We start from the raw sequence: 21,168 nt of genomic DNA, 5'->3' as shown, positions 1-21,168 counted from the left end.
TGATTACTTATTTGGAGAAATGGGTGCCGACACTTTGACAGGCGGATTGGGTTTTGATGTGTTTGCGATCGCGATCGATACTGGCGGAACAGACTTAGCCGCTGCTGATGTGATTGCTGATTTTACCTTAAATCAAGACAAAATTGATTTAATTAGCCCCCTGGCTTTTAACCAGTTAAATATTTTTCAAGGAACCGGCGCTTTTGTGAGCGATACTATAATTCAGTATCAGGTAACAGGGGAATATTTAGCTGTTTTGAAAGGAGTTACTGCCAGCAGTATAGTTCAGGCAGTAACTTTTTAGACTTCGTATGTTGTTGCGCTAAAGCGCTTTAGCGCAACAACATACCTACCCGATTTCGATCGCCTAGTTTGTATGGTGTCTCAGCAGTCGATCGCACTTTTGCTGTGATTTTCAGGTATAGCAACCGCTTAATTTAAATTGTGTAGCCTGTCTTTGATTTTGGTGCGAGTCACCAATGCAGACTCACAGCGTTCCCAGTAAATTTTAGCAACGCGATCGCCCTGATTCTGACGCCAACACTCGGAAAACAGCCGCGCCGCTTCAAATAACTTCCCTTCCGAGTAAATTGCCCTAGCTTCTGCAAACAATTCCAGCGTAGCTAACTTGCCCTGTTTAATTTCTGGCGGATCTGCATCAAACACCTCATAAATCGTCACAGCTTCGGATTTTCCCTTGACTTTTACCGTATCGAGAGTGCGGATTGCGTACTGAGATGGATTTTTCAGGCGCGAATAAGTTGGCTGGGTAATTAACAGCGAAACCCCATAATTTTTTGTCAAACTTTCCACGCGAGAAGCTAAATTCACCGCATCGCTAATTACCGTACCGTCCATGCGATTTGGTCCTCCCACAGTTCCCAGCATCAAAGAACCCGTATTGATCCCAATGCCAATCTGAATCAGCGCACAGCCAGAGTTGGAGCAGTATTGATTGTATTCACCGAGGCGATACAGCATAGCAATTCCCGCTTTCACCGCATTATCAGCTTCGCCACTAAACAGCGCCATAATCGCATCGCCAATATATTTATCAATAAACCCGTGATTTTGATTAATAACAGGTTCCATACGATAAAGATAGGAATTGATAAATTTGAAATTATCCTCCGGCGTCATAGTTTCCGAAAGCGTAGTGAAATCGCGAATGTCGGAAAACAACACCGACATTTCTAACTGCACTTGGTCGCCCAATTCCACATCAATGATGCTTGATTTCTCTAAAAACTGGAGGAATTGATGGGGAACAAATCGCTCGTAAGCTTTGTTGAGTTGAGCCAGCCTGCTTTCATTTTCGCGTACTTCTGTATAAAGTTTAGAATTTTGAATCGAAATAGCTGCCTGTCCAGATAACACTTTTAATAGTTCCACTCTTTCTGGCGTAAAAGCTCCGGCTGTCAGATTATTGTCTAGGTAAACAATACTGATAATTTGAGATTGGTTAATCAGCGGCACACATAAAATTGATTTGGGCTGATGCTTTTGGATGTAGGGGTCGTTAGTAAATTGTCCCGATCGCGCAGCATCATCCAGTACCACGCTTTCTTGAGTGCGGCTCACATAATTGACAATTGCGGAGGAAAGTTCTTGACAGGTTTCAACGGGGATTGACTGCAACACGGTGACGAGTTCGTCATCGATTGTCCCTTCAGCTTCAATGAACAGTTGTCCCTGGCTTAACAAAATCAGATAACCCTTTTGCGCCCCTGCATTTTCCATCAAAATTTTCATCAAGCTAGACAGTAGCTTATCTAGCATAATTTCTCCAGAAATCGCCTGAGAAGCCTTCATGACTGCGGTGATATCTAGGTGATTCCCCGAACCAGCCGTTGTCATTGCTACGGTAGTTTGAGTGTTTTTCCTTCCCGGTTGAGTTACCGCGAATAAGTGGGGATATCGCGTTTCTAAATCCGTTACCTTAGCAGTGGCTCCCCATTCAACATAACAATAATACGCCTCAAAGATGTAGGCTTGAGCAACTTTTGTTTTGCCCCATTCCGAGTAGAATTTGGCTGCTAGTTCGTTGGCCAGGGCTTCGTCATTAACATATTTGTTTTCTTGGGCTGCAGAAATGGCGCGATCGTACATTTCAATCGCCTCGGCTTTATTGCCCAACACCCGTTGCCGTTCTGCTTCCACTAAATACCATTTATGCAGATAATTCATCGGAGCATTTTGCGCCCACTGTTGCAGCGTGCTTTGATGGCTTTCAACTAAGCCAAGAATTTCAGTTTGCTCAATGGCTGGCTGTGCCCGAAAAAGTGCCAGGTGCGTCAGGGCGGCATAAAAATGAAAAATGGGAACAAAAACAAATCCCGATACTGCCATTAAATACGGCTTGGCTTGAGTAATGTTGTCTAGGGCAGTCGTGTAATTTCCGAATGAGTAAGCAAGCAACAGTTTGTAGATGTAGACAGCAGCGATCGCCGTCAGGTCATTGTTCTGATGGTGCTTAGGAATCATCACCGTTTCATCGTAGGCACTTCCTATTAAACAATCCGACCGAATACGAGCTTCCCTCAAGTTCGACACCATCTGCTGTTTCATATCCAAATAAACCCGAGCAGAATATTGCTTCACCTGAACCAAGGCAGCACTGTAAGCTGCTAGTTCGGGTTCCCAAGTGTCTAGTTCTACCCCACCAAAAAAGTTGGAATCAAAGTAAATACTTATGCTGTAACCAGCGTGTAGAAAATTACCAGTTTCCATGCCCGCCGTGTAGCCATCTTTCAGCGTCGGTATCGTTGCCCTCACAGGTTCTTGATGATGCTGAATCCAGCCCCCAAACAAAAAGAGAATTATAGACTTGAATTCCGGCACATTGAACCTATCGAGCAATAAGAGTGCCAATTGCCCAAAGCCATAGCCCGTTTGCACCTCTCCCAAAAAGGCACACAAGACCATTCCGTGAATTGCATACCCCACAGTAGATGCGGGTGTATTCCCAAAGGAGAGCGATAAATTCACCATCGTCGAGCTAAGCAGGGGCAGCAAACCCGGCATTCCCTGGAATATCGTTGTAAACAACATTCCTAACAGTTCCATGGCTGCCTGAGTCTGTGGATTTGTCATCACAGGTAAGTCAACGAGTTCCTCAATCTTTCTGCCGCTTAATTGAGCCGCAAGGGCTTGTAGCGCTTTTCCAATCAAGGCTTCATCAGCTTCGGCAGGAAGTTCAATCCCCAATTGCAAGAGTGCTTCTCTTGCTACTGCGATCGTTTCTAACACCTTGCTCTGGGCTGTTTGAGCGACGATTTGAATTTCGTAAATTTTGATTTTGTCTAAAATTGTCTGAGCTTTTTGCAAAACCTGCGCTGCCATCTCTTCCATACCCTCAAGGTCAGCATTCAAATAGGCAGTTTCGGCCGCAGCAATGTAGAGATTTAGCGTCAACTCATACTGAGTTTGCCAGCATTGAGGTGTCAGTAGCTCAATTCCCGTTTGTAGATAGATATTTGCCGCAGCGTAGGCGGTAGAACTTCTTGCCTTACGTCCCGCTTCTAAGTTAAGTTTTGCTAAGGTTTCTCGTTCGCTTAAGCGCTCGATCAACTCAATTCCTCGATTCAAATGCCCCACAATATCAAATAGTTTTTCCTCTCTTTCTATCTCCGAGTATTTTTGTATAAGTAACTGTCCTATTTTGAGATGAGTGACTTGTTTTTGCTCGTCGGGAATCAATGAATAAGCCGCTTGCTGGACGCGATCGTGCAGGAATTTATAAGTTGGATTAGCAACAGAATTATTCCGAGTTCCCCCATCTGTTTGAATTAAATCATAGCCTTCTGCAATCAGTAAAATAAGTCCTTCTTGCAAGGCTTTCCATAGCGCTGATGCCGTTTGTTCGGGTAATTCTTCGTTGACTATTGCCAATGTATCTAAATCGAACTGCGCCCCAATGCACGCAGCCAGTTTGAGAACATCCTGAGTTTTGGCAGGCAACTTCTGCAATTGCGCTGCCATAAACTCCACCACATCCGAGGCGTCGGCCAATGTAACTCGATCAATATTGTACTGCCACCCTCCTTTACTTCCCCCCTTACTAAGGGGGGACTCAGGGGGGGCAAAAATAATGTGACCATCTTCATACAACGACTTCAGAAATTGAGTCGAGAAAAACGGATTACCTTTGGTTTTTTGATAAACTAATTCTGTCAAGGGTTGAGTTAAAGAAACATCGCAAATCAGCGTATCTGCTACCAACTGATTCAGATCTTTTTGGCTCAAGGGTTGCAGTGTAATAGTATTCACCATTGCCCCAGACTTCACAATCTCATCCACAGTCAGCATAAACGGATGAACCGGGGAGACTTCATTATCCCTATAAGCACCCAATACTAACAGATGCCCCCTATCCTGCATTAACACTTGTAGCAATTGCAGGGATGCTGAATCTGCCCACTGCAAATCGTCCAAAAATATTACTAAGGGATGTGAGGCGGTGGTAAATACTTGCACAAACTTTTGCATCAGCAAATTGAAGCGATTTTGTGCCGCATTCCCTGACAGTTCTAGTGCAGGACTTTGAGCGCCAATGATGCGTTCTAACTCAGGAATTACTTCAATCAAGACTTGGCAGCTATCCCCCACTGCTGTGAGAATCTTGGTTTTCCATATGTGTAAGTGAGAGTCACTTTCTGATAATAATTGCCCCATCAATTCCCGAAATGCTTGCACAAATGCACTGAAGGGAATATTGCGCCCGAATTGGTCGTATTTGCCTTTAATAAAATAGCCCTGTTGTCGGGCGATCGGCTTATGGACTTCGTTCACTACGGCGGTTTTACCAATTCCAGAAAAGCCCGCTACTAGCATCATTTCGGCGTTACCCGTACTGACTCTTTCAAATGCTGCTAATAGATTATCAACTTCAGTTTCCCTGCCGTATAACTTTTCGGGAATCAGGAAACGGTCTGTAATATCCCGCGTTCCTAAGGCAAACGTCTCAATGTTATTGGTTTCTTGTAATTGAACCAGACACCTTTCTAAATCGTGCTTGAGTCCCAAAGCAGTTTGATAGCGGTTTTCGGCATTTTTCGCCATCAGTTTGCTGACAATTTGGGATAGAATAAGGGGAATTTCTGGCTGGATTTCCTGGGGGGGAATGGGCTGTCTGGCAATGTGGCAGTGAACGAGTTCTAAAGCATCTTCTGTCTCGAAAGGCAGTTTTCCACTCAGCAATTCGTAGAAGGTGACGCCGAGAGAGTAAAAGTCAGTGCGGTAATCGATAGAGCGATTCATCCTACCAGTTTGTTCAGGCGAGATGTAAGCGAGGGTTCCTTCTAAAACCTTGGGGTTTTTCAGGGTTGACATTTCCCGCGTTAGCTGAGTGGAAATGCCAAAGTCGATAATTTTGAGCTGTCCCGTTTCCGGGTTATAAACAATATTTGAGGGGTTAATATCTTTGTGGATGATTTTGGCGCTGTGAATTTGCCCTAAAGTTTCAGTGGCTGCGATCGCCAGGAGCAGAAATTCCTTGAGGCTAAACTTTCGCTGCTGCATCCATATTTTCAAGGATTCCCCGCCAAAGTCCTCCACAAAAATCACGAGGCTGTTTTGGTATTTTTGCAAGTCATAAACTTGCACGACTCCCGCCTCTTTCAGCTCTCGGGTGATGCGGTATTCAGTGCGGTAGCGTAGCAATTCTTGAGGTGTGGGGTAGCTTTCTTTGAGCAATTTGAGGATGAGCGGTTGGCGATCCGCTTCCCGAAGAGCCCGGTAAACCAGAGAGTTGGCACTTTCGTAAAGCAGCTTCTGGACGGCAATGCCTGGAATGGAGAGCATATTTATTTTTTTTTAAAATTAAATTGAACTCAAGACGCACCGGGTTCCTTGTGTTGAGAATAGCGCTTTAGAAAGGAACAAATTATGTTTTTATAACACACTCTTAGTTTTTCGGCAGCGAAGTGGCTTTCAGGTGGTCTGGCAGAGTAAGGGTAAGGAGTTATAATGCGACGTATCTCAGCCTTGTTAATTCTCAACTCCATGAATTGTCCCCGTTTCGGTTCTCCAAACATCGTTAAAAATTGTCCCACCTCCAGCGCTAAGCAAAACTTTAAATGTATATATTGTCACAGGCAGTTTGTTTAAAACCCCAGACATCAAAGGATTTCAGAAGAAACAAAAAAATTGAGAGATCAGCTTTTATTAGAAAAAATATCTTGAGTCGCGATTGTCAAAGTCACGAGGGTGTCCCCCCGCTGGCTCCAATACTATGTGTTTTTCAACAATTAGCATCAGTCCCCCGGAAAGTTCAAGTAAAGTCAAAAAACCAAGGCAAGCTAACGATCCAACATGATGCAATGTAGTCGTTTGTCGGCAATAAGGGGAACAAGCAGTGGAAAGAGCTGCCAATTGATGCCTTAACCAAAGAAATTCTAGCGGTTTATAGCAATCCTACATGAGTCTTCAGTTGACAGTTGACAGTGGACAGTTGACAGTTGACCGCAAGAGGGCGACCTCTACCTGGAAGTCCGAGGATTGGAGTAATGAATAGTCGGATTTTAATTTCTCCCGATACGGCTTGGGGCTTTAAACCAATTCTTTCTGGTAAATTTTTTACCCCACCCCAACCCTCCCCGAACTCGCGGGGAGGGAGTAAGAAATTCACAAATGATGCGAGGATTGCTATATATAGGAAGTCTAGTTGAAATGGGTGCTAGAGGTTTGTCGGATTCCCTCCCAGTAGTTGACAGACAATGTGCCGTCTATTATACAGATTTTTTGGTCGCATATAAAAAAGTTTTGCCTCGCCAGCGACACAAATCTGTCGGGAAAGATACGGGCAAAACTTCTGATCTCTAAAGATGCAAGAACTCCCTGATGTACAGGATATCTCGCTATTGTTGTAAGAAAGAGTCTTTCCTAATCTAAAAAGCTCTCGAATCGTGGGGGAGCTTTGTGGTATTTTATTCATCATTACAACGCTTCTTTATCCCTAAAAGGATTAAGAATTTTTCGTTGCTATGCAGGACTACCAGACTTTGTTCTCATGATTTTGGAGAGTCATTTATCTACTTCCCCTTACCCTTGCGGGCCACAAACTCCCGCAGCCGGAGTAAACTAGCGGTTTGCCCCAAATTCAGCGGCAGCAGCGACACTCCCTCCAAGCGAGACTGCACCCAACCATCGCCCCAATACCACTCGTGAAATCCGTCAATTCCCTGACTCAATAACAGCCGCAGACAATTTGACTCTGCAATGTCCACATAGTGCTGCACCGCTACCGGGCCTATCCAACTCGTGAATGTCAATTCTCTATCGAGCATTTCCGGCAAACCCTTAGAAAACTGCTGAGGCCACAGCCACTGCTGCAACTGCACAGGACGCAGCAAACTGTCCCGAATCGCAGTCTCCGAAGCTTCAACCTCAATCCGCAATTGGCTTTGTTGAAAATTACCTAGCATAGCAATTTGAAATTTTATATAGGAGCTTAACGTAACTTAAATGTAACGTAATTGCACCGAGTTCGATCGGGCTTAAGGTCAAACCCGCAGTCCGGCAGGGGTTTAAACCCCTGCCTCATAGCGAAAGTCCTCGCTCAGAGGACTGAGCACTAATGAGTTCTTCAGTCCTCTGAGCGAGGACTTTCGCTATTAGACAGGGACTTCAGTCCCTGGCGGTCTTTTGGGCTTAAGTTAACACGGCTTTGGCCCGTTTCCCTAAAGTAATTCATTCGATCGCACATCAGCGTCCATCCGCGTTCATCTACCGTTAAAGATTTAAGATTGTCGATCGAAACGGGCACCTCAAACCACATTTTCGTATCGAACTGTTAAGCTCTGTTTCATTTCATTTAAATCTCCCCATCTTCCGCCCGCAGCACATAAACTCCGTGATACCATCACACCTGAGTAAAGCCTATAGAAAAAATTGGGGAGAAAAGCTTTGACACTACGGGTTGCAGTTGTTGGCTCAGGCCCTGCGGGTTCTTGCGCCGCCGAAACATTGGTAAAAGCAGGCATCGAAACTTATTTATTCGAGCGGAAATTAGACAACGCAAAACCCTGCGGTGGGGCAATTCCCCTGTGCATGGTCAGCGAATTTGACTTGCCGCAAAATATTATTGACCGCCAAGTCCGAAAAATGAAAATGATCTCCCCCTCCAACGTCGAGGTGGACATCAACATCGAAAACGCCCACGAATACATCGGTATGTGCCGCCGGGAAGTGCTCGATGGCTTCCTGCGCGATCGCGCCGCTTCCTTAGGTGCCAAACTAATTAACGGTACCGTTCACACCTTAGAAATTCCCAGCAACAACAGTGACCCCTACATTCTCCACTACGCCGACCACTCCAACGGCACCGCTGTGGGAACTCAGAAAACTCTGAAAGTGGATTTGGTAATTGGCGCTGACGGCGCTAACTCCCGCGTAGCCAAGGCGATTGATGCTGGTGATTACAATTATGCGATCGCCTTCCAAGAACGCATCCGCCTGCCAGAAGATAAAATGGCTTACTACCAAGACTTAGCCGAAATGTACGTCGGCGACGACGTATCTACCGACTTCTACGCTTGGGTGTTCCCCAAATACGACCACGTAGCCGTCGGTACCGGCACGATGAAAGTCAATCAAGCCGATATCAAAAAGCTGCAAGCAGGAGTCCGCGCCCGCGCTGCGAAAAAACTGATGGGCGGTGAGATTATTAAAGTGGAAGCTCACCCCATCCCGGAACATCCGCGTCCCCGCCGGGTTGTCGGTCGAGTTGCTCTCGTAGGCGACGCCGCCGGCTACGTTACCAAGTCTTCGGGCGAAGGTATCTATTTTGCCGCTAAGTCTGGCCGGATGTGCGCTGAAACTATTGTGGAAATTTCTAATAAGGGCGCGCGGATTCCGACTGAACAAGAAATTAAGCTGTATCTGAAGCGGTGGGATAAGGCTTACGGTATTACCTACAAAGTGCTTGACATTTTGCAGCGCGTGTTCTACCGTTCCGATGCTACTCGCGAAGCTTTTGTGGAAATGTGTGCCGATCGCGACGTGCAGAAGCTCACATTCGATAGCTATTTGTATAAAACGGTGGTTCCGGCTAATCCCTTCATTCAGATGAAGATTACTGCGAAAACCATTGGTAGCTTGTTGCGCGGCAATGCTTTAGCTCCTTAATTTCTGGGGGTTTAGCGCACTTTGTATAATAAAAGCGGGCAGTTCAGAAAACTGCTCGCTTTTTTTAGATGTAAGATAACGAACCGCGAAGACGCGAAGGGCGCGAAGGAAGAGAAGGAAGAGAAAGAAGAAGAAGAATTGTTAGTTCAAGTTGAACTGGACTAAGGTGTCGGGGGCGAGGAAGTGGGAAATGTGATAAGCTCGCTCTTCTGTTTTCAGCAGGATTTTTTCGTAGAGGTAGCGCGTTGCTCGATCGCCCAAACTTTCTGCTTGTCCTGCTTGACGGCGCAGCAAACCTATGATAGCTTGCTCTGCTGTCAAATCGTGTTCCAGCATTTGGCGACAGGAATATACGCCGTCGGCTTCTGGCTCGAAGCAGCACATCTCGGCTAATTTGCTAAAGCTAGCAGCAGGTATGCCGCCCAATCCGTTCAACCGCTCGCCCAATTCGTGGACGCTATCTTGAGCTTCTCCGTAGCTTTCTTCAAAAAATTTGTGCAAGGAGTAGAATTCTGCCCCCTCCACTACAAAATGATGTTTTTGATATTGCAGGTATAGAGCCTGAAAACTGGCCAGCAGCGCGTTCATCCCTTCACAAATCGGTGCTGTGACTGAATGTTCCAGTAGAACAGGGTTTTCAGCTATGTGGCCAAACGGTCTCAATGCACTCTGACTCTGGGCCATGTGTGTTCTCCTCTCAATAGGCAGTTTTGTTGCCAATAGAGTCAGTTTAGCATCCCAGATTTGCCCGTCAAGCAGGGTCTGCCTCGATAGTGGAAGATTTTGTAGAGTAGGAAAATTTTTTTGTAAACCTATTGAGAATTATTAGCAGTTGGGTTATGCTTGGAAAAGATGCTCGTTCTGAATGCTTCCTGAAAGTGGGGCGAACCTTCTGAAGGCAAAAGGCATTGGGCAAAAGGCAGAATTTTCAGAAAGGGCTTTTGACAATCCTTGATTTTCTTCGGAAATCTGGCTTTTAACTTCTGCCCGCGATCGGTCAGGGTAAAAATTAATGCAAATCATTACTGTTGTTAAAAAATGAATCCAGCAGATCCAGAATTAGAAGTTTGTGACATTGTGCAAGTTAGTTGGCTAGACAGGTGGCAAGTTTACAAACGCTTGCAAGAACTCGAAATTCCCTGCTGGTGTGCGGTTGACCAACCTTTGCGGGCAAAAGTCAACACTGTCAGACAAGCTGCTCAGCTCCGGAGCGTGTTGAGGCAAGTTAGTGCCCCTCGGCGCGAATTGGTTCAGTTGCTGGAGTGCTGCTGGCAAATCGGGTAAAGCCCGAAGGAAGAAGGAAGTTCGGCAACGAGCAGTGTACGGGATGTAACGGATGTAACGGATGTAAAGGAGTTATGACAATGTATAAGTCTGGCAAGCAAGTTTCTGAATTCAGCTTGGAGGGAGAAATCCTCAGCCTGATTATTGAAGATGGTTATAAACTTAAATATTTGCGGATTGGCACCGATCGCAAAGTAGAATACCTCGTGAAACTTTGCAAGGAATTGCGGTCATTTTTAGCGCCTGTTTTGACGCCCGGGTTGAGAGTTCAAGTTGCGGGCGAGAAAGAACTAAATTTGAAAAACGGTAAAATAAAACTTAAAGCTCGCAGCGTCACTCTGGCTCGGGGCAACAACGACCGATCGCCCGAACAGCTCGACTCTACCAGTGTACCTGCTGGGGTACTGATGTCCGTTGGCGAAGCCCTCGAAGAGGATCGCGCGATCGGCAAAACCGAAGTCACCACTCCCACAACAGCTCAAACTCTCAAAGCTCCGGCAAAAACCCAAACCAAAATATTAGTATGTCAAAAATCTGACTGCCAGAAGCGGGGCGGCGCAGCAGTCTGTAAAGCTTTAGAAAATGCTTTGAATGCGCGGGGTTTAGAAGAGCAAGTGACTGTTCAGGGAACCGGATGTCTCAAACAGTGCAAAGCAGGGCCAAATATAGTTGTGATGCCCCAGAAAACTCGCTACAGCCGCATTGCACCGGCAGAAATTCCAGCAATTATTGACAAACATTTTGCAGTTGTTAAAGTTTAGCCGATCGCGCGCAATGTCCGAATGTCCGAGCGTCCGAGTGTCCGAGTCGGAGAATTTTGCTTGTGACTCCTGACCAATGACCGATGCCCTGTTTGACCAATGACCGATGCCCTGTTTGACCAATGACCGATGCCCTGTTTGACCAATGACCGATGACCGATGACCTGTTTGACCAATGACTCATGGCTAGGGGCTTCCTTATAGAGAATATATAAGGATAGACTGTATCTGAGACTCTGTGACTATTGGGACAAAAAGCCATGTCAGAAGCTGATCTTCGAGCCAGTCAGCACCAACCGCACCCTGCTGTTCGATCCGATAACGAACCATTGCAGTCAAATTTTGCTGCTGCTGGGGGTTTTGAGCCGATCGCCCCCCATCGGACAGAAACTCCCGCAAGAGTTCCCCAACAGCCAGAAGAAGACTGGCAAACAGTAGATTTTCCCAACGCGATCAGCGTAGATGCAATTCCCACAACACCCTCGGCGAACAATTTGCAATCTCACACACAAGTTCCCCCGGCGGGCGCACCCGCGATTTCAGACAATCTCAAAAATCTGCTCGGCAATGCCGAACAGCGTCAGGGCAAAGGATCGACCCCAGTCACCCTCATGCAAGCGCTGCACGAATGCAACCGCGACCTTTTGCAGCGCATCGCCCAGCTAGAAACAGCTCTCGAAGAGTCCCAAAAAAACTTGCAGAATCGCGAAACTTTGCTACAACAGCGGACTGCTGAACTCGAAAACACTCAAGAACAATTGACGCGGCTGTTTGGCAAAGTGGAAGTTTCCCATCAAACCCTCCAGGGTCAAGAAATTTTAGTCGAGAGTTTAAGCAGTCAGTTAGCAACCAGCCAAACCAGGCTAGCGCTTGTTGAGCGAGAATGTGCGTCTACTGTGCAGCGCTACAACGAACAGTTTCACCAGCTAGTAGCCACAGAAAATGTTTGCAGGGAATTGCGATCGCGCTTGCACCGCCAGCAGCGCCACACTTTGCAATTCAAAGCGGCTTTGGAAAAAAGTCTGGAGAGGCCGCACGTGAAGTCGCCGATTGTCGAGCCGCCTGACAATGCGGAGGATACCGCCCACAAGCAATTAGAATCCTTGCTCGCGACGGTCAAAAGCTCTCAGGTTCCGCTGCCGCCAGCCTTCAACGCTGCCCCTGTCAAAGCTTGGTCTGAACCAGAAGAGCATCTAGAGGCAGCGCTTGCTGAATATGCGATCGACCCAGAATCTATAGCAAATCTGGAACTCAACAAATTAGCCGAAGCATCCGGCATTCAATTGCATCCGAGCGAAACCAACCAGCCTCAGGAGCCGGAAACCGAGTCGGGCCTTGCGGTTGCGGAACCTCAACTGCCGGCGGCCCAGTCAGTTGCCGAAACTGCTGCTGCCAAATTAAGCAGCCCAGAATTGGCACCGGCCGTTCAAATTGTGAATTCTGTTGAAACCTTTGGCATTCAAGAAGTGCGATCGAGTGCGGCCAAACCTACAGCAGTCGCACAACCCGACTGGCTGGCCTTGATTGCTAGTCCGCTGCGGTCTTCTAAAAAACGCCGATCGCTAGCTGAAATTGAATTGCCGAGTTTTCGATAGCCAACGCAAGTTGGTAATTGGTAATTGGTAATTGGTAATTGCTCTGATTTACCAATTACCAAAAATACAGATAATATCGTTTGTGTTTCTACCGGAAAAATATTATTCCGAGTGCAGTGCGAGCGTCTCGATCGCACTCAGCTATAAACTCAAAACTCTTTTTTTTCCCTTTCCCATGCCGTAGGTGAGAGCATAGCTGGTAGCCAACAGCCACAGCCAAACACCCGGATACCGGGGCTCCAACCAAGGCTGTACCTTGCGGGCGAAACTGGGCAGCCATCCGAACAGCCAACTGGCTAAAGCCAGCAGAGTAAAACTCAAATAACTCCCCAACCAGCGCCAAACATCCCCCAAGGTGACAAAATCTAAAATCCACAGCAGGAGAGAAGGGTTTTTTCCGGCTGCTTCAATAGCCAATCGATTGAAAGTTAGCCAATCGACTCTATCTTTAATAAAAGTTTCGGCTACGGCGAGTTCTTGTCCTGCCAAAATACCGAAAAAGGTATTGAGAATTGAATTAATTCTTTGGGGCGGCAAACTGCGACCGGTGGGAACCATCATCCCTTTAGAAAACAGCCAAGTTACTGACACGTTGCTCTGGTAGGCGCGAATTTGGTTTAAGTGATTGGCACTTAATAAATTGTGCTTTAAGGCTGTATCCAAAAGGTCTGTTAAGCGGAAAAGATTGCGGACGAGGGAGCCGAAACCGGTGAATACTAAGGGAGATTGCAAAGATGCTGCGTCGCCGATCGCGATCAGGCGATCGATCGCCACCGCGCGATCGCTGCTGTTGCTGCTAAAATGCCCGGGAATATAACCGAAAGTCGGTTTTTTCCATACCAATTTGTCGATATCGCAGCGGCGGTACTCCGGCAAAATTGTAAAAAAATCCTCGTACAGTTCCAGCAAAGAACCGGGATTCTCGGGATGTACTTGGTGGTAGTGAAATAGATAAACTGTAAGTTCTGTGCCGGCGCCGGGAAACAGTTCCCAAATGAGCTGGCGGCCCCGGGAAATGTCGCCGTGACTGTAGAGAACATCCCCGTACTCGGAATCCCAAACCCCAGGCTCAAATCCTCCGTCAATGGCTGCTCCGACGGTCGGGCAAACGCTGTCAAAAGCCCGCCCTCCGTTCAACTGCCAAGCAATCGGAGAAGCCGAACCCATTGCATCTACCAGCAGTCTTGCTGATGTAGTGCGATCGGCTTTTGTGGGCAAGTGGCGGCCTTGAACAATCACTTTTTCTGCTTCGACATCGGCTCTGATAAACTCAGTTTCGTCCCAGATTTCCCCGCCAGCTTCTGTCAGCTTAACTCCCGCCAAATACAGCAGTTTCTCGCCGTCCAAAGCTACGTTCAGCACCTTTGGCGTGTGCAGAATTGGGGCTTGAGCAACGGGGGGATTGTTAGCATCAAAAAACTTGTTGTAGCCATCTTTGTATTCTCTGGCAATCAAAGTTTCGATTTCTGCAGCAGTAAATAAACCCAAATCAATTAAGCTTTGAATTTCATCCCGCGAAATATTCCACTCGCGATTCATCCGCCCGAAAGGCATTCGTTCTACCAGCAGCACTCGGTAGCCCAATCTCGCCATAACCGCAGCGTGAATCACTCCCAAAGCCCCGCCGATATAAATTAAGTCGTAAACAGTATCGCCAGAATCCGACGCCGAAACTGTACTTTTTACCTTCTTCTCAACATCCGTTACATCCGCTACATCCCGTACAGTGCTCGTTGCCGAACCTTCTTCCTTCTTCAAAAACACTACTTGTTTTGGCGTTTGAGGATTGCGAGTGCCTTCGCGCCAGCGCTGCTCCCACCAGTACACGCGCTGGAGGTCGTATTCGCCTTTAGGCATTTTTTGGAAGTATTTGACGGTGAGGGGGTAATAGGGGGCAAGAGCGTCAAAAATTGACTGTTTGGAGAGGTCTATGACAGGGGGTTCTGGGTAGCGATCGGGAAACTTGTTTCTCACAGCCTGATTCAGAGCTTCGAGGAACTTTCTTTCTCCAGCGGGCGCGTCTTCGAGACGAAAGACTTTTAAATAAGTTGTGCGCTGGACTGACCAGACAAAGGTGGAAAGTTCTGTCGATCGCCAATTGCGGTTTCCTGAATTGGTGTCAGCGAAGGCGGGCTTGGGATTGGCATTTTGAGTTCCCGATTTGACCAACTCGGCTGCTGTTGGGTTGGAAAGCAGGCGAAAACCGTCAGGAGTAATAATTTTTTCTCCGATTCCGGGATCGAATTCGTGCTGCAACCAAGTGCAGACGGCTGCTGTATCCGGTGTCGGGACTTCTAGATAAAGAATTTCTTGCATGATTAGGGTCTCAATTCTGAATAAATTAATAAAGATGGGGGAGTTGACAAGGGAGCAAAGTACGCTATACTCCCGAATACTTATTGAGTTTTAAATAAGTTTACATTGTTCTCAGATTTTTAGGTTTTCGATCGAGCTCGCTCCTGCTTTGCCCGCAGCGGGTCAGTATCTACTTTCTTCGGTATGCACTCTTATGAATTATCCCATTCCTACGAATCCTCAAGAAATGATTGCTTTGCGACAGCAGCCGCTGAATGAAGAATTGGTGGCGTCGGCGATCGCGGGTGTGATTCAAATAGCTCGATCGCGATCTCAGTCTTTGGATGAGTTAAAAGCTGAGGTGCTCGCCGACGACAATCTGCTCGATTTAGCTCAAAGGCTTTGGCTGAGCGAGATTGTGGCTCAAGCTTGGGAAAATTGGCCCTAAACATTGTCAAAATCTGAAGCATTCGCGAGTGCGATCGAGCGACGGGATTGACCAGATTTTAGAATAGCTCTTTTTGGATGCTGGAACTAATCCGATCGCAGGCCCGACGAAGAGCTAAAAATTATGTTTAAATCATTTTATGCTAGTGGGCAAAGAAGCAAACCTGCGATCGCGATGATTTTGGATAGCCTTTTGGGGGCTGGGTTCAGTGCTTAGTCAAGGAATTTTAGAATATATTCCTCTTCTCAAATTGCACTTAAGTGCAATTGACTGCTAGAGCGCCAGTCCAGTAAAAGAGGTTGACAAAAAGCATTAAGTATGGCGGCAAGGGAAAAAACTAGCTCTGTCTGGTCTGCAATCAATGTGTTTGCGCGATCGCGGAGATCGCGAGCAAGAGATGTGGTTGATGGCCCCTGTGCGATCGTCAACAGTAGATCGATCGCCCGCGGCGGATTTCCGATCGAAGATACCCGGATTTTAGGGGCTGCTGTTCTGGCAAATGTTGACCGCTTGTTGAGCTTAAATACTAAAAATTTTACTGCCGAAGTTGCTGCACGAAGCGGGTTAATGATTCAAACTCCAGCAGAATTTGTTAGAGAAATCCCAGAAATTGTGGAAGAAGGGTTGTTGTGAGGGTGATTTGATAACGATCGGGAATAAAAAAGGCGATCGCACTTAGTTTTGTTCGTAAGGGCGATCGCCCAAAACATACAATGCCCAAAAATTGCTATAATCAGGAATCTTAGAAACTTAACACGCTTAGGCTGAGGTTAAAGTCGTGACAATAACTTCACAAGAAACGGACGTACAAATTCAACAATTCCCGATTATTCTGGGACAGGGAGGGGAAATTACCATTCCCCAGTTATTACAAGATTCTCTGAATGTTAATCAGGGAGATACGCTGGTGCTACTTCAAATAGGTAATCTGATTTTGCTTGCTCCCAAACAACCTCAAGTTCCCCAACTAATCAATAGAATTGTCACGATTATGGCAAATGAAAATGTGGGTTTGAGTGATTTATTGGCTGGTTTAGAAGCGGAGCGAGAGGCGATTTGGCAGGAGAAACAGTCTTGATGCGTAGGATATTTGCAGACGAAGAGCGTATTAATTGCCGGATGTCGATCGCGAACCTACAACCGTTGAAGCAACTCATCATACTCTGTATGTGCGCCAATCCAAAACCAGTAAATGCGATCGTTCTCTAGTAAGCCAAGAACTCGGTAGTTTAGTCCAACGCGAACTGAATAAATAGGTTGACGCTGACTGACTCGTTTAAACTGAAGGCTGTTGTGGTAGGGATCTGAATGCCAAAGGGCCTATGCTTTGGCTCCTTGCTCTTGAATCGATGCAGGAAGCTGATCGAGTTTCTTGCGAAATGCGTTAGTAACACTTGATTTCATGGCGATTCGGGAAAAACATCAACCAGAGGCGTAATATCGCCAGCAGTGATTTCCTGACGTACTATCTCAGCTAAACTATCCCACTGAGCATCTGTTGTAGCTTCAAATTGAGCATTCCACACCTGTTCATCACTGATATCTTCTTCCTCCATTAGAATGCGGATTAACTCTCGTTTCTCGCTCGCAGACAGTTGTCTAATGGTAGGGAGTAATTCTGTTAGTGTCATCGGTTGTTTTCCTGCGATGCGTCTGTGTTAACGGTAGCAGGTCAACGTAGTAATTGCAACTCCCAGGGGAGTTTCACAAAGATTGGCGCGATCGCACTTAGTTTTGTTCGTAAGGGCGATCGGGCAAAACGATCGCATCTCGAATTACAATGGGTAAAGAAGTCTAGCAAGGAGAATGCCAGATTATGACTGTCCGGGAAGAACTAATCCGCGAGATTGAGCAAACATCAGATGATGTACTTGAGGTGCTATTGAGTTTTTTGCGTCAGACGCGCTTGTCGAACTCGGAGGGTTTTTTGGCGATCGAGTCGGCTTCGATTTCGAGTGCTGGATTGACAGCGCAAAAGCATTATCCTCTGCGCGGGATGCCGTTGGTAATTGCCGAGGATTTTGATGAGCCGATGTCGGATTTATGGGATGCTCTGGGTACATGATTTTACTGGATACGCATATTTGGCTTTGGCTGCTGCACGAGCCCAGTCATTTGTCTGTGGCGGCAAATCGTGCGATCGAGGCTGAGGAAAACCAAAGCGGTTTACTGGTTTCTGCAATTTCAGTTTGGGAAATTGCTGTGAAATCGAGTTTGGGTAAGCTGACTTTGCCTTTGCCGATCGAACAGTGGTACGCGCAAGCGAGAACTCATTCAGGCACAGTTATCGAGCCCCTGAATCCGTTGGATGCAATTGGCAGTACGCAGCTTCCAGGGGAGTTTCACAAAGATCCTGCCGATCGCATTTTAGTAGCGATCGCGCGGCGGTATGATATTCCATTGGTTACTTGCGATGAGAAGATTCTGAGCTATCCTCACGTTGAAACGATTTGGTAGTTGCGGGCGATCGCACTTAGTTTTGTTCGTAAGGGCGATCGGGCTTCGCATACCGGTAACTATTCTGGTTTCATCCAACCTTTGAAGATCGCTTTCGTAACATTGACATAGGGATTGGCTAAAAACTCTTCGATAGCAGCTTCACCACCAGCCTGCAATGCACGAATTACACGACGCTTGAAACTGGGGGTAGTTTCATCGTTAGCGTACTCAATCTTTTCAGATTCAGTAGCCGTTGGATTAGTTTGTTCCAACTGCTTGAGAAGTTGTTGAATCTCCGCAGCCGCTTCTGCAAGAGTTTGTTCCTGTTGTGAGTGTTGTACAGAAGTGTTGTTGTCGGATCGGGCATTTTCACCAAAAGCTCCAGCCTGACCGTAGTTATTATAATTGTCCTGGTAAACCCTTCCACCATAAACACTGCCACCAACACTACCACCAACTTTTAAATCATTATTCCCAGTCATAATTAAAACTACTCCTTAATCAAAATCTATTCCAAATAAAGTCTTTTAATACTGTTTCTTGGCATAAGCTGATTTGTCTTTTCATTTTCCTCCAATGATACCCAAATAGCTGGGCTGAGCTTAGCTTTTACACTATCCTCAAATTTTTGAGAATGTTCTTTTTCAAGGTTAAAGAATGTTTCGTATCTTAAGCTAGGCTTTTCTGTATTTTTGGTCCATCCAAAAATCATTAGCTGGTACTTACCAGATTGCACCTCAAATGAATTTGGTGTTCCTTGCTCGGCAATCCAATCAAATCTAATTACTTTATTTATTGAAGAACTCCCTTTTACAGGAATTGGCTGAGCTAAGTTATCATTTACAAAGTCTCCAACATCTGTAATTTTGACAAAAGTAGTCCATGCCATATCATAAAGATTATCATCATGATTGTGCCTGCTAATAACCAAGCGAATGCGCTGAATAGTTCCGCCCTGTGGACTCCAATTGTAGAAGGTTAGTGGTAAATTGAATCCTACTCCTTTAAAAGTTCTACTTCCTGTTGGAACATCATTTATAAAAATCGGGGAAAATATGAGATCTCTACTAAAACACAACTTAATATCTGCTTGTCTAAAATTAGAGGTATAAGCAACAACAGAGGAGACACCTAAGCTAAGTATAGAAACTACTGTTGCGAGTGTGGCGCTCCAATCACTTTCTTTTTTTGTTTGTTGTATAACGCTCGGATCATTTAGTGCTAACATTTTCTGTGAGACCGTAGGTGATAAGGTGAGTGATTGCTGTGTTAGAGAACCACCATAACTTGGTTTAATATTTTCTGGGACGAATGTTTTATTAAATTGTTGAGCAAAAACTTGAACACAAATAGTTAATAACAAGGTCGCAGTGCATATCGCTAATAATATTTTGTTTTTATTCATACTGAAATGTTTATTATGCACAATATCACTTTAAACCAATTATTAAAATTTAAAAAGCGGAAAAAGACGGAATAATACGGAAGTTTTGTAAAGATTCTGTAAAGTTTGAATATCGGAAAAATACGGAAAAATACGGATAAAGTCGGCTATAATAACCAATGTCCTCCCACATCCCGGATGATGCACGTTCAAGAGGTCTTGCAATTTATAGAAAAAGCTGTGTACGCCAAGACAGGCAAACGTCTCAATGACTTGCAGCGCGAAATTATTGAAGGAACTCTGAAGCGCCAAAAGTATGATGACATTGCAGAAAATTGCGGCTGTTCGGCCGGTCATGTTAAGGATGTCGGTTACGAGCTTTTGCAAATGTTATCGGATCTCTTTGATGAACCAGTTAATAAACACAATCTGAAATCTGTTTTAGAACGGCAAAGTAATCTAAATATTTCTTTGGGCGATCGAAGCTTTAATAGCAATAACAATATAATCGGCTGTGTAAACAGGGGTTCCGAACAAACCACTCCTACCCCAGAGAAAAGTCAACCCGAAACACCTGACTTTCATGGCAATAATCAAGCTAATATTGAAAAAATTGGTAAATTACGGCAGTTTGGCTTGAGCGACGAGCAAATTGCAGAGGTACTAGAGCTACCCTTGGATGTGGTTAAGCTGGTGGAATTCGAGGAGTAAGTCTGCGCCCTGTGCGAATTTTACTCAATACGCGCGATTCCCTTCGGGATAGCTTCGCTCGCGCGTACTTACTTTTCTTTGTTACAATCGTCGGAGGTTGCCTTGTTGAAGTCAAATAAAATATACTTAGATATTTTCAGCTATGAACACAAAACTCATTGAATCCTTAGTACAAATCATTCAGACACTCTCAGAAGAAGAGCAATTGCTAATAAAAGCAAAATTGTTTAGCAACATACCCTATCCTTCAACTGCGGAAATGACTCAGTTAGCCCAAAGCGGAGGAGCCTTGAATTTTTTACAGGATGAACCAGATATTTACACCATTGAAGATGGAGAGCCAATTTAGTGAAGCTAAAAAAAGGAGATATTGTTTTAGTTGAATTTCCATTTACAGATTTGAGTCAGAAAAAGTTACGTCCGGCTTTAGTGCTGTGGGCAAGTTCAACCATAGATGAAATTACTATCTGCTTCATTTCTTCGCAAAATGTCACTAGCATAAGTTTAGATGAATTTGCTTTAAATGCTTCCGATCCCGAATTTTATAGCACGGGATTAAGAGTATCTTCTAAAGTTAGAGTGACTCGAATTGTCTGCCTTGAAAAAAGATTAATACTGAGACGATTGGGCGAGTTAGGAAGTCAGCAAATGCAGCAATTGAATGCAACTCTAATACAAGCATTTCAATTAGTATAGGCTTGTTGACTCTCGCGCGGCCCAAAGCGCTCCAAAAATCCCTACAATAAATGTTTCGCCATCAATCGGTGGAGTATGTTCGGAGACGGCAACAGCAGCATCTACCTTTACTCGTACAGATTCGATCCATTCGCGATGCCTAGTAATACTCATATTAATTCTTTACCGTTTGCTCTAATTCTATCTTATTCATCAATTTTCGCGATCGACACCACCTCCAGGTGATCGATCGCCCTCAGATGCAGCAAGTGGCGCAATCTCAACCTGAAATTCCACATTTTTGCTGCATTTATCGTGCAAACTCACGAGCAGCAAGCGAGTAAGTCCCTTGAGTTCTTCAAAACCTTGTTGGATAGCTAGTAAAAGTATAGTCATTTATCGCATGACATGGGAGGCATTAAGTCCCTCCCCTTTCGCTTGTACTTTGAG

The 21,168-nt window shown here is 45.6% G+C and carries 21 protein-coding genes and 2 pseudogenes; 14 read left to right on the top strand and 9 right to left on the bottom strand.

Going from position 1 to position 21,168, the window contains the following annotated elements; genetic code table 11:
• Positions 1-304 (top strand): annotated as a pseudogene (locus QUB63_RS34260) (chemotaxis protein CheB); the annotation flags it as partial.
• Positions 305-432: 128 nt separating this feature from the next.
• Here the strand turns inward: QUB63_RS34260 and QUB63_RS34255 are convergent.
• Positions 433-5,802, bottom strand: coding sequence for an AAA family ATPase (locus QUB63_RS34255; protein WP_332949847.1), 5,370 nt, complete (start codon positions 5,800-5,802; stop codon positions 433-435).
• Between the two features lie 165 nt (positions 5,803-5,967).
• Here QUB63_RS34255 and QUB63_RS35285 point away from each other — a divergent pair, with 165 nt between their 5' ends.
• On the top strand, positions 5,968-6,108 hold the full coding sequence (locus QUB63_RS35285) for a transposase-like zinc-binding domain-containing protein (protein ID WP_442921898.1): 141 nt from the start codon (positions 5,968-5,970) through the stop codon (positions 6,106-6,108).
• A 923-nt stretch (positions 6,109-7,031) separates the two neighbouring features.
• Here the strand turns inward: QUB63_RS35285 and QUB63_RS34245 are convergent.
• Positions 7,032-7,424 (bottom strand): hypothetical protein, encoded by a 393-nt coding sequence (locus QUB63_RS34245; RefSeq protein WP_332949846.1) that lies wholly within the window; start codon positions 7,422-7,424, stop codon positions 7,032-7,034.
• 481 nt (positions 7,425-7,905) lie between these two features.
• Between QUB63_RS34245 and chlP the strand changes: the two genes are divergently transcribed.
• Positions 7,906-9,126: a geranylgeranyl reductase gene (gene chlP, locus QUB63_RS34240; RefSeq protein ID WP_332949845.1), complete on the top strand. Its 1,221-nt coding sequence runs from the start codon at positions 7,906-7,908 to the stop codon at positions 9,124-9,126.
• Between the two features lie 141 nt (positions 9,127-9,267).
• On the opposite strand, the gene QUB63_RS34235 is transcribed toward chlP, so the two are convergent.
• Positions 9,268-9,810 (bottom strand): Dps family protein, encoded by a 543-nt coding sequence (locus QUB63_RS34235; RefSeq protein ID WP_293251189.1) that lies wholly within the window; start codon positions 9,808-9,810, stop codon positions 9,268-9,270.
• 354 nt (positions 9,811-10,164) lie between these two features.
• On the opposite strand from QUB63_RS34235, the gene QUB63_RS34230 reads away from it, so the two are divergent.
• The 3 genes from QUB63_RS34230 (at position 10,165) to QUB63_RS34220 (ending at position 12,766) form a co-directional block, all read left to right on the top strand.
• Positions 10,165-10,410 (top strand): Asr1405/Asl0597 family protein, encoded by a 246-nt coding sequence (locus tag QUB63_RS34230; protein WP_332949844.1) that lies wholly within the window; start codon positions 10,165-10,167, stop codon positions 10,408-10,410.
• Positions 10,411-10,490: 80 nt separating this feature from the next.
• Positions 10,491-11,171, top strand: coding sequence for a (2Fe-2S) ferredoxin domain-containing protein (locus QUB63_RS34225; protein ID WP_332949843.1), 681 nt, complete (start codon positions 10,491-10,493; stop codon positions 11,169-11,171).
• A gap of 260 nt (positions 11,172-11,431) precedes the next feature.
• The gene (locus QUB63_RS34220) at positions 11,432-12,766 is read left to right on the top strand and encodes a hypothetical protein (RefSeq protein WP_332949842.1); all 1,335 of its coding nucleotides are present in this window, start codon (positions 11,432-11,434) and stop codon (positions 12,764-12,766) included.
• Between the two features lie 141 nt (positions 12,767-12,907).
• Here the strand turns inward: QUB63_RS34220 and QUB63_RS34215 are convergent, their stop codons facing one another.
• Entirely contained in the window at positions 12,908-15,082 is a 2,175-nt protein-coding gene (locus tag QUB63_RS34215; RefSeq protein ID WP_332949841.1) for a flavin-dependent dehydrogenase, read from the bottom strand.
• Between the two features lie 193 nt (positions 15,083-15,275).
• Here QUB63_RS34215 and QUB63_RS34210 point away from each other — a divergent pair, with 193 nt between their 5' ends.
• The 3 genes from QUB63_RS34210 to QUB63_RS34200 all read left to right on the top strand — a co-directional run bounded on the left by QUB63_RS34210 (position 15,276) and on the right by QUB63_RS34200 (position 16,587).
• Positions 15,276-15,509, top strand: coding sequence for a hypothetical protein (locus QUB63_RS34210; RefSeq protein WP_332949840.1), 234 nt, complete (start codon positions 15,276-15,278; stop codon positions 15,507-15,509).
• 318 nt (positions 15,510-15,827) lie between these two features.
• Positions 15,828-16,142, top strand: coding sequence for a hypothetical protein (locus QUB63_RS34205; RefSeq protein ID WP_332949839.1), 315 nt, complete (start codon positions 15,828-15,830; stop codon positions 16,140-16,142).
• Positions 16,143-16,287: 145 nt separating this feature from the next.
• The gene (locus QUB63_RS34200) at positions 16,288-16,587 is read left to right on the top strand and encodes a hypothetical protein (RefSeq protein WP_332949838.1); all 300 of its coding nucleotides are present in this window, start codon (positions 16,288-16,290) and stop codon (positions 16,585-16,587) included.
• Positions 16,588-16,643: 56 nt separating this feature from the next.
• On the opposite strand, the pseudogene QUB63_RS35280 reads toward QUB63_RS34200, so the two are convergent.
• Both QUB63_RS35280 and QUB63_RS34195 read right to left on the bottom strand, forming a co-directional pair.
• Positions 16,644-16,808, bottom strand: a pseudogene (locus QUB63_RS35280) (ParE family toxin-like protein); the annotation flags it as partial.
• Positions 16,809-16,909: 101 nt separating this feature from the next.
• Entirely contained in the window at positions 16,910-17,140 is a 231-nt protein-coding gene (locus QUB63_RS34195) for a hypothetical protein (protein ID WP_332949837.1), read from the bottom strand.
• 185 nt (positions 17,141-17,325) lie between these two features.
• On the opposite strand from QUB63_RS34195, the gene QUB63_RS34190 reads away from it, so the two are divergent.
• Positions 17,326-17,574, top strand: coding sequence for a hypothetical protein (locus QUB63_RS34190; protein ID WP_332949836.1), 249 nt, complete (start codon positions 17,326-17,328; stop codon positions 17,572-17,574).
• Entirely contained in the window at positions 17,571-17,966 is a 396-nt protein-coding gene (locus tag QUB63_RS34185; RefSeq protein ID WP_332949835.1) for a type II toxin-antitoxin system VapC family toxin, read from the top strand. The genes QUB63_RS34190 and QUB63_RS34185 overlap by 4 nt, the downstream gene beginning before the upstream one ends.
• A 59-nt stretch (positions 17,967-18,025) precedes the next feature.
• Here QUB63_RS34185 and QUB63_RS34180 read toward each other — a convergent pair whose 3' ends face one another.
• Together QUB63_RS34180 and QUB63_RS34175 are read right to left on the bottom strand one after the other, a co-directional pair.
• A complete protein-coding gene (locus QUB63_RS34180; protein ID WP_332949834.1) occupies positions 18,026-18,430 on the bottom strand; it encodes a hypothetical protein in 405 nt (134 codons plus the stop codon).
• A gap of 26 nt (positions 18,431-18,456) precedes the next feature.
• Positions 18,457-19,353, bottom strand: coding sequence for a hypothetical protein (locus QUB63_RS34175; RefSeq protein WP_332949833.1), 897 nt, complete (start codon positions 19,351-19,353; stop codon positions 18,457-18,459).
• Positions 19,354-19,530: 177 nt separating this feature from the next.
• On the opposite strand from QUB63_RS34175, the gene QUB63_RS34170 reads away from it, so the two are divergent.
• The 3 genes from QUB63_RS34170 to QUB63_RS34160 all read left to right on the top strand — a co-directional run bounded on the left by QUB63_RS34170 (position 19,531) and on the right by QUB63_RS34160 (position 20,739).
• Complete coding sequence (locus QUB63_RS34170) at positions 19,531-20,043, top strand: hypothetical protein (protein WP_332949832.1); 513 nt, start codon at positions 19,531-19,533, stop codon at positions 20,041-20,043.
• A 142-nt stretch (positions 20,044-20,185) separates the two neighbouring features.
• Positions 20,186-20,392, top strand: coding sequence for a hypothetical protein (locus QUB63_RS34165; RefSeq protein WP_332949831.1), 207 nt, complete (start codon positions 20,186-20,188; stop codon positions 20,390-20,392).
• Positions 20,392-20,739, top strand: a complete 348-nt coding sequence (locus QUB63_RS34160; RefSeq protein ID WP_332949830.1) for a type II toxin-antitoxin system PemK/MazF family toxin — start codon at positions 20,392-20,394, stop codon at positions 20,737-20,739. The genes QUB63_RS34165 and QUB63_RS34160 overlap by 1 nt, the downstream gene beginning before the upstream one ends.
• A 192-nt stretch (positions 20,740-20,931) precedes the next feature.
• Here the strand turns inward: QUB63_RS34160 and QUB63_RS34155 are convergent, their stop codons facing one another.
• Positions 20,932-21,114: a hypothetical protein gene (locus tag QUB63_RS34155; protein WP_332949829.1), complete on the bottom strand. Its 183-nt coding sequence runs from the start codon at positions 21,112-21,114 to the stop codon at positions 20,932-20,934.
• Between the last annotated feature and the right edge of the window lie 54 nt (positions 21,115-21,168).

Origin of the sequence: Microcoleus sp. ARI1-B5 (assembly GCF_036705795.1) — a bacterium.
Classification (GTDB): domain Bacteria; phylum Cyanobacteriota; class Cyanobacteriia; order Cyanobacteriales; family Microcoleaceae; genus Microcoleus.
Note: the sequence above shows the minus strand (reverse complement) of the source record. Positions and strands in the feature narration are given on the sequence as shown.